The organism is Pseudoalteromonas sp. OFAV1 (assembly GCF_021532595.1).
In the GTDB taxonomy this organism is placed as follows: domain Bacteria; phylum Pseudomonadota; class Gammaproteobacteria; order Enterobacterales; family Alteromonadaceae; genus Pseudoalteromonas; species Pseudoalteromonas lipolytica_C.
In genome coordinates, this window is record NZ_JAKGBG010000035.1 from 1 (window position 1) to 14,626 (window position 14,626).

The following is a 14,626-nucleotide window of genomic DNA, read 5'->3' on the forward strand; positions in this document are numbered from 1 at the left end:
GGTCAAAACGGAACACCTCACGAGTAAGGTAGATGCTACCCCGGTCAGTTTTAGGTTTGCGCTTAGGTCGCCCACACATGCCTTTCATGAATTTTTGGTAAGTCTGATACCAGTTAACTGCGCTGTTGCGGATGATCTGGCTAGGGCATTGATACAGCCAAGGAGAAAGAACTTTTGATTTGAACTGAGAAGCTTTTTGATCAATAGGCGCATAAGTGCCCGTTGGATAATACTTACGGGCAAACGTGCGATAATACCTTTCTTCATCGACTTTGGCATTCCAAATACTACGCGCACAACCCATCCACTGGCTTAAAACTAGTTTTTGATATGATGTTGGGTTAGCACGAAACCGAATACCGGTTAACAAATCGCCCTCTATTTAACTGTATGTATATACAGTACATAATAATTCCTACTTCATTAAAGTCAAGACCGTTCGCCTTGACTCGCAGCTAAAGCAGGCGAGAATGTGGCGAACATTTGTTCAAGAGAAAACATCACAAGAAAAATGCATGTAAAAAGGTTGAAGAATTTACTGATAAATTCAAAGCAATGGCTCTAGAACATCACAATAGAATTACAGAAAAGGAGATTGAGCTTCAAAATACATTCGATATTAATGAAAATCATTCTTTAACATTAAATGTATGGGATGATTACAAAATTAATTCTGAAGGTCGAGGCGATACCAAAATAATAGTTGAAGGTAATGACAGTATTCCAGAAGTGGTCATCTTTAAAATAATGTGCTCGGTACTTACTACGCTAGAGTCTCAAGACATTCTAAGCAAAGATGTCAATCTTAATATTTTATTTGAGAATGACATTGAGCGTTACCCGATGATGGTGCATGAACACTCATTTATGCTACGACGGGCGTGGGTTATACAGGCTTCTAATATATCTAGTAATGACATAGAAAACATCTTATGTGCCTTCCCTAAAACATTAAAACTATTTGATGTCGATGTTTCAATTATATCTGAATCATAGGAGGATAAATTGGACCCAGCTTACTATGTAGTTTTTACTCAAATGATTGGTTTTGTATCAACATTTTACTTTTTGCGTTCAGATATGCAGGAAGATGACAGACTACTCGATCATTACTACACAATTGGAAATGTGTTCTTTTTATGTCACTTATTGCTTTTAAGCTCATTCATACCGGCACTAACAGTAGGTTTAGCAATAATGAGAAATGTCATAAACAACTTCTACCCTCACAGAATCATTAAGTTAGGATTTCTTTTTGTTTTTGTGAGCATATTTATTTTGACGTATCTGATGGACAGTAATTTGTACAATTGCTTGCCAGCTATTGTAAGCGTTTTAATGACATTTGGTTTTCTCTATACGAAAGGTCATGTCTTAACACTAATATCAATTATTTGCTCGCTATTGTGGCTAATGGTTGGCTTCAACATTGGTTCTATTTCTATAGTGCTACTAGAGGTAGTTTCGATTGGGCTATTGATTGTTCGAACTATTAGGATAATTAATTTTAAATAACTTTATTATTGTGTTGACTTTTCAATTTGGACCCACTATTATATCAATAATGAAGTTAACATTATAAATAAATTTTAATTTCATAGTATATAATAGTGGGCCTATAGCTCAGTTGGTCAGAGCAAATAGCTCATAACTTTTAGGTCGGCGGTTCGAGTCCGTCTAGGCCCACCATTTTTATACTAACTTAAGTTTATTATAATGAAAATTCAAATTCAGTATAAACATCACCTAACTGTCACTTTATAAATATCTTCTTATTGTCACCTTATAAAAAATTCTGATATATTAGATATCAGTTTATTGCATTATGCAGAATAATAACTGCTTTTGTAATGGTTTTACGCCTATTTTATGTGAGTATTTAATACAATTTGAGATATAGACCTAAAGTGATTTTTCTTTAAAGACTTGGCGTAAATTGTTGATTATCACTTCTAAGAAAGAAGCTGATGTCTACATTTTTTGTGTTTGTTGCTGTCACACTTGTTAGATAAAGTGGTCCCCTTACTTCTATTATCCCTAAATAAGAGTTTTCTAACTCCGGCGTATTATTGAAGTAGCTCCAATCACCATTTTTATGCATATAGAATTTACCCGAGTCAGAGTTTAGTAGAAAACCAAAAACGTCATCCTTTAAAGCCGCTTGATTACCAGAAAAAATTTCATCACTTTCCACTACGACCTTACTAGTCCTTCCGTCAAAGTAAAATGGTAATTGGCCCCAAACAACAGTCCCGTAGTTGCCGCTCATGCTTGATAGATTAGAGTTACTCAAGGCAACAAGCGCATGCATTGGATCTGAAGCAATATTTGACTTGAATTCAATGTAATTCCATTTTTCATTTGGTAAGGGATTTTCAGAATCTTGACACCAACCACCATGCTTTTTATTTTTATCAAACAAGCGAACATCACTGCTACTAAACAAACAGGAATTATGTGTTCCAGAATTAAAACTTAAATGGGACAAATCATTAATAAGTGTTGATTCACTTTCTGTAACTTCTTTATTAACAATCGATACACTAGACAATGGTGATGCAAATCTTAGTTTATTCTCACCGCTCGTAGCATTTAGCGAAATAGTGGCCGAAGCCACCATGAGTAATTTAAGGCTCAAACGAATCATTACTTTTTTCTCGGTTGATTTTAAGATTATTTTCTAAAGATGGGCCATTAACTTCGCCAACGACTCTAGATAAGGAACTGTTCACAACATACAAATGCAAACCTGTTTCCCTTGCTAATGTTCGAGCTTGCATTGCGGTTGTCGCTTCAACTATATCAAAACAATCTGGAGTTCCTCCAGCATCAACTACGTGCTCTAAATGGTAACCTAACTCACACTCTCCACCTTTACCGTCATCATACTTTCTAGAAGCATCAAACAGCATATACTCATTTTCATTCATAATTAAATTTCTCTAGATTTAGTTGTATATAAATCCATTATATCATAAAGATGCTTTTATAGTTAATATATTAAATATCGACATTCCTATTTCATTTAAAATTTAGATAATCTGACTAACTATGTAAACTGCAATCGTATAGCTAAACGGTAAATGAAGAAAAGCTAATAAAAGTTGTAACCCAACTTTGACATTGCACCATAATACTAGCGCTATACAAGATATAATAAGATAACTAGTTATAAAAAGTAAGTTCAAATCCAAAAGCAAATCTAGAAGTTCAGTGAATGGCATTTCAAAATACTGTGCAGTTGTTGTCATTACAAACACAAAGGTTAGAAAAAATAGTTCTAGAGCTGGAAAGTCAAACTCATTTTGTATTCGCCTCGAATTATTGTATTCAATTCTAAGGCATTTGCAGATATAGTTTTCTGCCTTATAGCAGACAAGATGAATATCCATTCTTATAATTTGCGTTATTATAAAAGTCAAAAAAGAGAAAAATATATAAGACTTGTCCATATCTAACCTATGAAGTTTTTATCGGATCATTGTGCTCCGATGTGTAAATAGATCTATGCCGCAATTGTGCGGATACCTTATCTTATGTACTGACAGATAATGCCAATGAAATTTTAAGCCGCTTTCTTTTTTAAAATTGACCGGAGCACAATGCTCCGGTCAATTAAAATATAAGCTTGCGGAATTATTTTGTTGTTCCAAAATAAGTACTAAAAAATCTATTAATACAAATCATATCTTTGTAACATTACATGATTAATAATTATGTGTCTACCATTTGATAAAATTTAAATGACTGTGAGTTGATATAGATTCACTGCACATAACATCCGCGAATGAGAAATAAAGTTTGTTACCAATGACTAGTTGAAAACAAAGTACTTTACACGAAAGTCTGTGATTTTTTATGTAATGCAATACATTGATAATCTATATACATCTAACTAAATCAACAACCTATCACTTATAGGAAACATTATTGACAAAATACGCTCTTACTGTCGTTCATCTTTATTGTCATTACATAACGCCGTATTATATATATCTTTATTTGATAAAAAAATTGTATGAAGTCCTAATTGCAATTAATACGTTGACTTTTCAATTATCGATGTTAAATTAGACTCGAACTTTTTGTTTTATTACATATTTATAAGGTTACTTATTATGAAAAAATTATTTGCTACATCTATCGCTGCTGTTTTAGCTTTATCTGCAACTTCTGCAATGGCAGCATCACAATTACCACATGAGTTAGCAACTCCTGTTCTCCAAGTTGAAGGTGTTGCTACAGGTAACGGTAAACCCGATAGCGACCGTAGCGGCCGTAATGTAATTACCGTGTGTAAAAGCAAACATGTCTGCTACCCTGTTGTAGTTAAGTAACTTCAAGAAATAAAAAGGTTTTCTATGTCATTATATGAAAACCTTTTTATCTTTTTATATTTATAACACCTTTCAGATTACATCCTATTTTTCGAACTTCAAGTAATTTTAGTTAACTTTCACCCTCATTAATATGGTAACTATAACTTATTGTTGTTTTTATTAAACAAGTATTGTGCAATGCTGACAAAGTTAGCTTAGTAAATTATCAACATTTACAATAGAAAGGCCCTTACAGAAAAACTACTAACTGTGCAGGAACATTAAATCATGCTCGTTAAATTCACCGATTTTACTTTAATGTTTGCCCGTAACAACGGCATGTAATGTAAAGAAAATCAACCATGTTGCCCTAATATAGGCTAGATACATCTTGCTAAATAAACAACCTATCGCTTGTGGTTAAACATTATTGTCAGAAAACGTCGTTACGGACAAACTTTATTGTCATTACACACTAACACCGTGGCGCTACATTGTGCTTTTCAACCAAGATTGTATGAAGTCCTAAGTTACTTACTAATCATTTTCAACAGTGTGTTTTTAAGGCGTCTATCATCTATATCTCTCATCAAATGTAATGGAGTTAATTGAAACAGTTGAACTGTTACTTTGATTTCCTTTACAGTTTTAATTTTTTTTGGTGACATGAATGGGATCCCATTGTTATCTACATATTCTATCAGTATCGACAAGGCATCCTTAGTCCCTTCCGCACCAATCTTAATTAAGTCTAAATCTTCATATTGACTACAAAATTTATCTAACAAGCCAAACATTATCCTCTTGCTTTCAATGCTCATTTCTTTATTTAAGAGAGTGTGCCACTTACCTTTAATAAAGCTTTCCATTACTCGAGGTTGGTATTCATGTAATTGATTAATAAAAGTTGTGTGGCCTACTGTTAGGCATTCTATAAGTTCAGTATCTCCGAATTTTGACCTGTCTATTAGTTCCTTAAAAATCATAGCATTATCTCTCATTTTGAATTTGATTAAATCGAAAAGCATAATTGGTGAGTGTGTACCATCTTCTGACTCTAATAAGTACGAGTCCATCTTTTCAATAAACCATTTCTTAAATTCATTCGATAGTGTGTCTCCAGAGAGGCAAACCGTTAAGTATAAATCTCCATATTTAACTGTATTAGAAAAGATATAAGATAAGATTGAGTCTTTTTCTTTTGAACCCGGCACTTTATGCAATTCTGAAAGAAACTCTCCAAAATAGGATTTTGGCAATTTATCAATTATTACATCGATACACGTATCGACAGATTCACCATGATTAGTTATGAAGCACTTCTCATAAAGAGAGTGGTCACTAGTATCATGAATAGTCTTTTTCATGAAATTAATAAAGCGAACACTACTAATCAGTTCAGACTCTTCAAATACATCAATTATTAATGCGAGCATTCTAATATTGAATTTGTTATGTAATTGAGAAAATTGGTACACATATTCCAGAAAGAAGCTTTTATGCGACGATTCTGAGGCGAGTCTATATATTTGAACATAGTCAAATTCGACCTTGCTACAATCTAAAGCGGCCTGAAATAAAGCAAAGTAACAATCCCTAAGATTAAGTAATGAATCTCTGGAATCAAGTTCACGGAGGGAGCTTGCCAATAACACAGTAATCGTATTAAGCTTTTCACTACTCTTTAAATAGTATTTTTTAGGGCTGATCTCCTTTAAATCATTGTTTGACACAACAGTCGTATCGAAATCAAGTACTCGACTATCTTCAATAGTCCTAAGTATCCCTTTAAATTCAAGATTTATGTTATCTCTACATTTTTTTCTCATAGCATTTAACCGCCACAAGAATGGTTTTAACATTTCTCTGTATGATTTACAGAGAATGATTTTTGAAGGCAACCTACATTCTTCTTGGCTTTCTATAGTTTCAAATACGACACTAGGATTCGGTAACTCCAACTTTTTTAATACAAAACGTTCTAAAAGTGGTATGGGCTCTTTTGGAGATATATGTTTAGGGTTTAACTCACTATCTTTAAAGGAGTCAGCTATTGATGCTCCTGTTAGGCTTATGTAATGTTGTTCAGGCATATTTTACAATATAATTAGTTCGACGATAAAAAACTAAGATTTACTAAAAGTATCATTTAGTTACGTTTGTCTGTAGAGGTTAGGATTGTACCCAATCAATAACATCCCAATCGAGAGAGAGCTTACTATTATCATCAGCCGTTCGCCATGTACAACTATCCTCTGCCACATAAATTAGTTCAACAAAACGTGTTTTTTTTGTACGCCAATGCTGGATGGTGGCATTGACAATGTCTCCTACAACAGGCTTATTTTTCTTTATACTCATATAATTCCTACTTATATTTACTCATCCCTATTGGCTTTTTAGATTATACAATAGGGATGTTGTATTCAGACAAGCTCTACGGCTTAACTTCTAGCATAAAGCTTATCTGTAGGCCTATTCGAATCAACCAGTATCAGAAGTAATACAATTGTTAATAAGCCAAAAGTTATATTAGTTAACATACCACCAATAATAGAAATTGCTAATCCTTGATAAATCTCAGAACTTACAGCGGTTGGGTTTAATAGTGGTAACATACCTACTACACTTGTCATAGTGCTTAAGATTATAGCTCTTTTACGACTAGATAAAGATAAGCTAATAGAATCAATTACACTTGAACCCTTTGAGATAAAATCCATATACGATGTTATCAGTAATATACCATTGTTTATAACAAGACCTATAAGCATGATAAATCCTATAATAGAAATCATATCCAAATTTTGGTGTTTAAACAAACCGAAAATGTATAAGAAGAATACACCACCGCCAATTGAAACAGGTAAACTCATCATGACTATTAGGCTAGCTTTTGAGGACCTAGTGAATAAGTAAAGCAGTCCAAATAAAACAAACGTCGCTACCCCAAAGGCTTTTGCAAAATCAATCAGAAACTTGCCCATATCATTTGAGCTACCTCGATATTGAATCGCTACATTACTGACATTATTTTCTTTTTGATACGTATACACAATTCTTTTTAGAGCATCAGTAAAGCGTTCCATAGAAATATCTTCTGGCGCTTCAATAAATAATGAAACTACAGGGCTATTGTTCACTCGCATAATCGTTGAGTTTGCCTCTGTTATAGATGACTCTGTTAGCTCTCGTACCTTACGTACTTTGGATGAAGGAGTGATTATATTTTTATTAAGTAAATCTTCAATCGACTCTACTTCTTCACCCTTTACATAGGTTGAAACTAGCTTTCCATCATAGTAGTAATCCCCTATATAATAACCATAAGTTAAGGCGACTAGATAGTTATTAAACGATTGAACACTTAAACCAGAGAAGGCTAATTTGTCTTTGAAATGGTTGAACTCAAACTGTAAATCACTTTCAGCATCTTCATTACTATTATAAACTATCGCTTTATCAAACTTACTTTCAATCAACTTTTGCACTTCCACAGACACTTTATTCAGTTCTTGCATGCTAGCGCCCATAAAATCCATTTCTAAATTCTTCTGATTAGGTAATACCAAAGATAGTAATGATTCTTTTCGAGGATACCCATCTACTCCAATCACTTTATCAAACACATATTCGTTTAACCATGTATCAAACACTTCTATCGGTAAGTTTGTATCATTTTTAAAGTTCAAAGAGCAGCCGAGTTTACATCTTATATCAAAATAACTAAAAGTAGGTGCAGTTCCTTGTTCGATAGACTGATTAATCAACATGTTGATTGGATCAGTTACTTTTTCTTTTATTGCAGATTTCGATAATTTAGAATCGAAGTGCAAATAAACATTGATATCTTGCATTTTAGGATCTGGAATAACATCAAAATCTGGCCTTAATCCTATAATTGAAGCTAAAGATAGTAAGAAAATAACAAGAAAAACTGATAATATTAAAGTCTTATTTTTTAGCTTGTTTAAAAAGTAGCTTGAAGAACTAACACGAACAGTCTCTGTGTTGTCACTTGACTTAGGTTTTGTATCTATTTTTAACCAGCTACATAATGATGGTAATACAATAAGTGAATAAAAAATTGATGCTAATAATGCGATTGAAATAACAAAAGCTAGATCGTCAAATAGTTGCCCTTCTTTTGAATCAATAAATAAAATTGGTACAAATACAACAATACTAGTGAGTGTTGATGATAATAGAGCAGATTTAACACGACCTACTCCCTTCTTTATTGATTTAGCATATGAATTGTACTTCAGTTCACTCTGTATACTTTCCATGGTTATGATAGCAGCATCTACAATTAAACCCACTGACAAAGAAATACCAGCTAATGATATCAAATGGATGTTTTTATCTAATAGCCACATTGCCAAGAAAACAACTGATAGGGAAAAAGGTATGCTCAGCTGAATAAGAATTAACGACTTAAATTCCTTGATCATTATTAAAACAACAAGCCCTGAAAAAAATAAGCCTAGTGTGACACTTTGGACAATAAACAAAATAGATTCATTGATAGTTTTGGCATCATCACCTATCAAACTAACTTTAAAGCCATGCTCTATTTCAATAACTTTATTAATATAATCTAGTTGATTTTTTATCCTATCAACTGTAGCCGTAACATCAACATCTTGAGAAGGTTGAGCAAAGAAAAATAGAGCAGGTCTACCATTGTAAGTAACTGGTTTCCATTCATCAGAAATGGCATACTCTACTCTTGCGATATCTGACAACTTTATTAACTGGTATTTATTAGCTTTTATAATATGGTCATTCAGTTCTTCAATTGGTAACTCACCTTTAAAAACCATTTGATAAGTGCTTTTACCAAACTGTATATCTCCCCCAGAGCTATCACTTAACCCACTTAAACTGAAAATGACATCATCAATAGTAAGACCAAAATTCACGAGTTTTTGTTCATTGAAAACAATATTAAGGCGCTCATCAATACTTTGAAGAGATACCTTTAATCCTGATACACCTTTTACATTCATTAAACTGGGTTCAATAGTGTTTTTAAAAACTCTAATAAAGTCTTCAGGTTTCGTTGAATTGTCAGCATGAAGATAAAAAGATGTTAGTGTGGTATTTGCACCATTACTAAAGTCAAAAATTAAAGGTTTTTGGGCATTCAATGGCCAGTTAGGAACCTGATTCGCTCGTGATTGAATTTCAGAGTATGCTTTTTCCATATCTGTATCAGCATGGAATGTGACTGATGTCCAAAAAGTTCCTTTATCAACATATGAGACAATATTCTTAACCCCTGATACTTGTTTTAGTTCTTTCTCAAGTGTTACGACTAATGTTTTCTCGATATCTTTTGCAGTTTTACCCGGCCAGACAGCAGTTACACCAATCTCAGGGAGGCTCATGTTAGGGAGCAATCTGTTTCGTATTTCTTTAGCACTAAATAGCCCAATAGCTGTTAGGAGAGCAGAAAAGAAGATGATGAGCTTGTAGTTTTTTTGTATATCGAACATTGTAAATTTAACCTTATAGTGAATTAAGTTTATTGGTGACCGATACTTTTGAACCATCTTCAATTTGTAGATCACTCATAACAATAACATCACCATTAATAGGTAGATTTCCTGTAACACTTAAGACATTCCCTGATGTTCCTGCAAGTAAATTAACTTTTACCTTATTTGCAACATCACCATTTATTAGCCAAATAAAGGCTTCTCCAGTAGATGAATAATTGATAGCTGCCGAAGGAATCTTTGCAGTATTGGCATCAATCGAAATTGCTTTTACATCCACCCTTTCGCCTACATTTAATTCATGAATATTTTTTAGACTAAGGTAAATTTTTCTAGACTGAGTTTCTAAGTCTACAATGGTTGCTGTTCTATCTAAGTTAAGCAACGTGTTGTTGTATTTAAAAACTAGATTTGAGCTATTAACAACTTCTGATGAAAGCGGCACATTGCAGACTAATTCATTACCATCTAAGGGGGTTAGGGCTACAATCATTTCACCTCTGTTTATGAATTGCCCTAATCTTGTGTAATGTTCTGACACTTCATAATTACCGGTCACCTTTAATTCAGAATTACTTAATTGATAGTTGAGCTTAGCTATCTCATTTTTTATAAGCGATACTTCATTTTGGCTTTGGTCTAATTGCCACTTTAGACGATCAAGTTCTGCTTCTGATATTAGACTTCCTTGCTTTTGTGCCCTTGTGAATTCCTTATACCAGTATTCTTTGTTCTGAACTTCAGATTCTAGAAGGATTGCGTTTCTCTTTAACTCATTTTGTTTATAAAATGTGTTTTGCTTTGCAATCACATCACCGGTAGTCACCATTTTACCTTTAGGTAGCAAGAAGGTTACCTCAGAGTCAATCACAGCGGATAGGATTACGGGTGATTTAGCTTCAACCTCGCATGTAAGGCTGTAAGTAGCACCTTGAGAGTCTGTAAAAAAAGGCTGGGTTTCTACTTTAACAATAAGTTCATCTTCTGATTCAGACTCTCCATGAGCCACAAAAGGCAAACTTAGTGTAGCAATTAAAAGTAGTTTGAATTTATTCATATCCTGTCTCGTTGTTTAATTAACACATTTCGTCAATTATCTTTATTTTGATAATTTATCATAAGCTAATCACACAGAAAGTCAACAAAATGAGTTAACATAATGTAATAAAAGAAACTTTTTTGTAAGTACAAAGATAAACTTTGATAAAAATAGTTATTCCGTAATTACAAAAAAGTTCATAAGCTCATCATTTTTGTGTTTTGTGTTTAAATTGTATATAGGTAATATCATCAAAAGATATATAGCGTCTACAGATACCTTATTAGTTTTATACATTAAAAGATAACATGAATGTTTGTCTATTTCAAATATATATCACACTTTTTCTACTGTTTGTTGCGCAAAGAATTGTGTATTTACATAATCAATTTGACAAATATTTTAAGAGGTTACTATGAAAATTTTCTTTAAGGATGATGATTTATCCGCCCAACAACAGAAGTTTATCAAGCTTATTTCAAATCACACTCGTAAATTTCACAGTCTCGAAACGCTAACGGAATTATTCTTTCAGCTTTTTGGATGGAAACATCAGAAAGAGTATGAAAGCAAATATTCATATTATGGTCAAGATTCAATTGATTTCAATAATATTCATCAGCATGGATTTTATTTTTATAATGAATTGAGTGAGTTGCAGAAAAAAGTAATATTTACTACACAACGCAGAAAGTTGGCCTTGTACTTTACAGAATCAAAAGAACAAGATGATATCGCGGTACAAGTATTAATAGGATTGCATGCGCCAGAAATAAGCATGTTTGATAAGCTTCTGAATATTTTATCATTAAAATCACAATTGAATGGTAATGAACATATTCCGTACTACCAACTACAGAATCTAGAAAAAAGACGTCACATGAGTTTAAGTTGCGCTAATGAGCACGAACAGGCGCAATTTATTGTTGAAAACTCGCTCAATGATGCAATGGTTGTCGGTGGATTTTTTTATGTAACAGAAAAGGTTTACGATCTTATTTTGCCATTTATTAAGCAGCTTTCGAAATCTCACAACAAAACTGTTGTAGTAACTAAACTACTCAATGAAACAATTAATGATATTTCTTTTAATTGTATTGCTGGAGTAAAGAAAGGTTCAATGAATCTATATTCTGCAATTCAAGAAAATGCGCTGATCATCGTCATTAAATCACAGAATTCGAATTTATTTGATGATCCATTATTGATTGAAAGGTTTGGTTCATATCATTACCACTACTCGTTCAATGAGCAGCTTGAACTGGGGACTAGCTTATATAAAAATGAAAATAGCCTAGCTCATTTTACATACCCATTTGTTGCAAGTATTGATAGTTCAAATCCAGACTTCGAAATTTGTGGTTCATTTCTAAGAAGCGCTAGAGCAATGGGGATTGGTTGTGTTGTGTTTCATCAAGAACACGTAACTCCGCCAAAATATCTGTTTAACAGAGATTATTCTTGCTCAGATCAGCGTAAGTATGGTCGCCAACAAGATTACAAATAAGATCTCTTTCCTAGAGGTTAGCTAATGTATTTGCGAACTTCTAGGACCTAACATTCAACTATTGATTGAATTTCTTATCTATTTTTATAAGTTCAGTAAGACGCTCCCCTGCACTTTCTGCATCTTTATAACTTAAAGATACATTTTTCCAGAATATCAAAAATACTCGCTTTTGAATTTGCCAAGGACACAAATCATTAATCTTTATAATTCTATATTTAGCCATAATAACGCACTCATAAACCAATAAGAACACAGTTATTATAGCATATATAAGGTCATTTATTACTTATACCCGGCACTCACCAGTACATGTAATCCACCAGCCATACTGAGATTTAAAACTTATTCAATAAGAAGTTGAGGTTGAATATCGCTATCAATTTCAAAATTTTCACTGTCATTTGTTAGGCAATTTGTCGAGTTTTCGCTGTCACTTTCAAGCCGACATACTTTTTTCTCTAGAAGTAAAACAATGTCGGTTTGTCGAGAGATTATGGACCTTTGTTTTAAAATCACATCAGTTTGGATCCTTGAAAGTTCAGAGTATCTACCTACAGTGTAAGCAGCCCCTCCGATCACTATTAACATATTCAGGCAAAGAGCGATATTAATTGCCGGATCTGAGAAGATGTTAACTATCTTATCTTTTAATTTTGTTTCTTTCATATAACCATAACTCTTTTTTTTTATTAATCTAATGCAGATATTCTTTTTAAAAGATCTGCTTTTATTTTGTCTTTTTTAGCAAAATTCATTAATGCTCGAGGTGTCATATCGCTTAATTCTAAAAGCATGACCACTTCTTTTTTGTATAGAAGTTCACTTGGTAAGTTAGAAGGATTATTTAAAAAGTCCCTGAACGCTGTCTTTAGTAACTTATGATGCTTTTTACCATGTCTATCCCACATAGAAGTGATTGTCTGATAGCTTAGATTTACATTTGCGACTTTTATGCAGTCACTAACAAAATCACACGCATTGTCAGATAATTCTGTATGGATATCAGTCATAATTAAATGTCCAAAAGAGGTGAGAATATCCAGAGGCCTAATACGTTTAATATCTTTTAGCATCTCTACCTGATCTGCTTCCAGAAGCATGCATAACCCTCTTACCGTCAATGGCCTGCTATTTAAAATAAAACTATTCTCTATCACAGTGTTATTTTTGTACTCAATCAGAGGTGCATGTCGCTCAAAGTCCCATTTTGTAAATAACTCATTGTCAGTTTCTAATTCAAGTATACGCGAAATCCACTCTTTTGCCTTAGGTGCCTTACTTAAATCAGCTGCAAGTAGTTTTGCGATGAAATAGTCATCATGAAGGATTTCATGAGCCATTGTAGTAAGCACTAATTCTTTTGTTGTTGATGATTTCAAGCTTAAGACTGACTCAATAAATAAAACCAAGTCATCTTGATTGCATTGGGCCATTAAGCTGACAAGATACACGCTCTCATGCGGCTCTGCTGGCTCTTTTAATAAGGTACGTAGATACGTTGCCTTAGACACTTCCAAAATCCTCTTAAGAACGATTGTAGCTTTTTCTGAGTCAGTAAATGAGTAACTATTTGCCATTGCCGGTAAAAGCGTCACACAACAGGCAGGGAGTGTATCTAAATTCTCGTAAAGGTAGTCAAGCAACACATTATTTTTCTCTGTTGCGATTACAAATGTTTCAACCAAAGAACCATCGAACACCTTATTTGAAATAAGCTTAAAGAACATTGAGATTAATGTATCAGTAGCTGATTTGCAGTCTTCGTGCGTAAAGTCGAAGCTTTTTAATAGGGCATCAATAAAGTACTTTCGACCAAAGGAATGGAAAATTTTTACGGTCGTGTCACTGAAAGCTGGATCTTTTAGTAAAATCGTATCAAGCTGCATGCTGCATTCATTATTAGAAATTGAGGATAAGAGCTTTAATACTCGTTCATTCTCATTTTTTTTATCATCTCTTGAAAGGATTGAAAGGATTAGTTCTAAACTCCAATCATTCGTTAGTGCAAATGTAGATGTGTAATCAAAATTGTTATCAAAGCAGAATCTGAATTTCAAGCATTCAACCTGATTATTATGATGCGTTGGACTACCAAAAACAAAGTTATCTAGTTTAGATAAAAGAACGTCATGATCATAAGTCAGGCACTGAGGTATCTTTTTTCTTAAATCGATACAGTCCTCAACCTTAGTAATAGTCATTGACCCTTTGTGTTGTAGCATTGATACGCTCATAAAAACCTTGTTGCTATTTG

Annotated in this window: 14 protein-coding genes and 1 tRNA gene; 5 read left to right on the forward strand and 10 right to left on the reverse strand. The window is 33.2% G+C overall.

What is annotated here, in order from left to right:
• A partial coding sequence (locus L1267_RS16760) for a helix-turn-helix domain-containing protein (RefSeq protein WP_235383497.1) occupies positions 1–370 on the reverse strand: 370 nt, incomplete at its 3' end.
• 113 nt (positions 371–483) lie between these two features.
• On the opposite strand from L1267_RS16760, the gene L1267_RS16765 reads away from it, so the two are divergent.
• From L1267_RS16765 to L1267_RS16770, 3 genes are all read left to right on the forward strand, one after another.
• On the forward strand, positions 484–996 hold the full coding sequence (locus tag L1267_RS16765) for a hypothetical protein (RefSeq protein WP_235383498.1): 513 nt from the start codon (positions 484–486) through the stop codon (positions 994–996).
• 42 nt (positions 997–1,038) lie between these two features.
• The gene (locus L1267_RS23825) at positions 1,039–1,515 is read left to right on the forward strand and encodes a YgjV family protein (RefSeq protein ID WP_442960567.1); all 477 of its coding nucleotides are present in this window, start codon (positions 1,039–1,041) and stop codon (positions 1,513–1,515) included.
• 97 nt (positions 1,516–1,612) lie between these two features.
• Positions 1,613–1,689 (forward strand) — tRNA-Ile (locus tag L1267_RS16770).
• 229 nt (positions 1,690–1,918) lie between these two features.
• Here the strand turns inward: L1267_RS16770 and L1267_RS16775 are convergent.
• The gene (locus L1267_RS16775) at positions 1,919–2,647 is read right to left on the reverse strand and encodes a hypothetical protein (RefSeq protein ID WP_235383499.1); all 729 of its coding nucleotides are present in this window, start codon (positions 2,645–2,647) and stop codon (positions 1,919–1,921) included.
• Entirely contained in the window at positions 2,628–2,930 is a 303-nt protein-coding gene (locus tag L1267_RS16780; RefSeq protein ID WP_235383500.1) for a hypothetical protein, read from the reverse strand. The genes L1267_RS16775 and L1267_RS16780 overlap by 20 nt, the downstream gene beginning before the upstream one ends.
• Positions 2,931–4,118: 1,188 nt before the next feature.
• Here L1267_RS16780 and L1267_RS16785 point away from each other — a divergent pair.
• Entirely contained in the window at positions 4,119–4,337 is a 219-nt protein-coding gene (locus L1267_RS16785; RefSeq protein ID WP_235383501.1) for a hypothetical protein, read from the forward strand.
• Between the two features lie 512 nt (positions 4,338–4,849).
• Here the strand turns inward: L1267_RS16785 and L1267_RS16790 are convergent.
• The 4 genes from L1267_RS16790 to L1267_RS16805 form a co-directional block, all read right to left on the reverse strand.
• Positions 4,850–6,412, reverse strand: a complete 1,563-nt coding sequence (locus L1267_RS16790; protein WP_235383502.1) for a hypothetical protein — start codon at positions 6,410–6,412, stop codon at positions 4,850–4,852.
• Between the two features lie 79 nt (positions 6,413–6,491).
• Complete coding sequence (locus L1267_RS16795; protein ID WP_235383503.1) at positions 6,492–6,680, reverse strand: hypothetical protein; 189 nt, start codon at positions 6,678–6,680, stop codon at positions 6,492–6,494.
• Between the two features lie 83 nt (positions 6,681–6,763).
• Positions 6,764–9,820: an efflux RND transporter permease subunit gene (locus L1267_RS16800; RefSeq protein WP_235383504.1), complete on the reverse strand. Its 3,057-nt coding sequence runs from the start codon at positions 9,818–9,820 to the stop codon at positions 6,764–6,766.
• Between the two features lie 13 nt (positions 9,821–9,833).
• The gene (locus L1267_RS16805; protein ID WP_235383505.1) at positions 9,834–10,880 is read right to left on the reverse strand and encodes a hypothetical protein; all 1,047 of its coding nucleotides are present in this window, start codon (positions 10,878–10,880) and stop codon (positions 9,834–9,836) included.
• A 397-nt stretch (positions 10,881–11,277) separates the two neighbouring features.
• Between L1267_RS16805 and L1267_RS16810 the strand changes: the two genes are divergently transcribed.
• Positions 11,278–12,369 (forward strand): hypothetical protein, encoded by a 1,092-nt coding sequence (locus L1267_RS16810; protein ID WP_235383506.1) that lies wholly within the window; start codon positions 11,278–11,280, stop codon positions 12,367–12,369.
• A gap of 58 nt (positions 12,370–12,427) precedes the next feature.
• Here L1267_RS16810 and L1267_RS16815 read toward each other — a convergent pair whose 3' ends face one another.
• From L1267_RS16815 to L1267_RS16825, 3 genes are all read right to left on the reverse strand, one after another.
• Positions 12,428–12,595: a hypothetical protein gene (locus L1267_RS16815; RefSeq protein ID WP_235383507.1), complete on the reverse strand. Its 168-nt coding sequence runs from the start codon at positions 12,593–12,595 to the stop codon at positions 12,428–12,430.
• A 119-nt stretch (positions 12,596–12,714) separates the two neighbouring features.
• Positions 12,715–13,038, reverse strand: coding sequence for a hypothetical protein (locus tag L1267_RS16820; protein ID WP_235383508.1), 324 nt, complete (start codon positions 13,036–13,038; stop codon positions 12,715–12,717).
• Between the two features lie 23 nt (positions 13,039–13,061).
• On the reverse strand, positions 13,062–14,606 hold the full coding sequence (locus L1267_RS16825) for a hypothetical protein (protein WP_235383509.1): 1,545 nt from the start codon (positions 14,604–14,606) through the stop codon (positions 13,062–13,064).
• Positions 14,607–14,626: the final 20 nt, after the last annotated feature.

Coding starts and splice junctions, on each gene's coding strand:
- L1267_RS16815 (WP_235383507.1), bottom strand. CDS start 12,595: ATGGCTAAATATAGAATTATAAAGATTAATGATTTGTGTCCTTGGCAA.
- L1267_RS16820 (WP_235383508.1), bottom strand. CDS start 13,038: ATGAAAGAAACAAAATTAAAAGATAAGATAGTTAACATCTTCTCAGAT.
- L1267_RS16800 (WP_235383504.1), bottom strand. CDS start 9,820: ATGTTCGATATACAAAAAAACTACAAGCTCATCATCTTCTTTTCTGCT.
- L1267_RS16785 (WP_235383501.1), top strand. CDS start 4,119: ATGAAAAAATTATTTGCTACATCTATCGCTGCTGTTTTAGCTTTATCT.
- L1267_RS16805 (WP_235383505.1), bottom strand. CDS start 10,880: ATGAATAAATTCAAACTACTTTTAATTGCTACACTAAGTTTGCCTTTT.
- L1267_RS16775 (WP_235383499.1), bottom strand. CDS start 2,647: ATGATTCGTTTGAGCCTTAAATTACTCATGGTGGCTTCGGCCACTATT.
- L1267_RS16810 (WP_235383506.1), top strand. CDS start 11,278: ATGAAAATTTTCTTTAAGGATGATGATTTATCCGCCCAACAACAGAAG.
- L1267_RS23825 (WP_442960567.1), top strand. CDS start 1,039: ATGATTGGTTTTGTATCAACATTTTACTTTTTGCGTTCAGATATGCAG.
- L1267_RS16825 (WP_235383509.1), bottom strand. CDS start 14,606: ATGAGCGTATCAATGCTACAACACAAAGGGTCAATGACTATTACTAAG.
- L1267_RS16780 (WP_235383500.1), bottom strand. CDS start 2,930: ATGAATGAAAATGAGTATATGCTGTTTGATGCTTCTAGAAAGTATGAT.
- L1267_RS16790 (WP_235383502.1), bottom strand. CDS start 6,412: ATGCCTGAACAACATTACATAAGCCTAACAGGAGCATCAATAGCTGAC.
- L1267_RS16795 (WP_235383503.1), bottom strand. CDS start 6,680: ATGAGTATAAAGAAAAATAAGCCTGTTGTAGGAGACATTGTCAATGCC.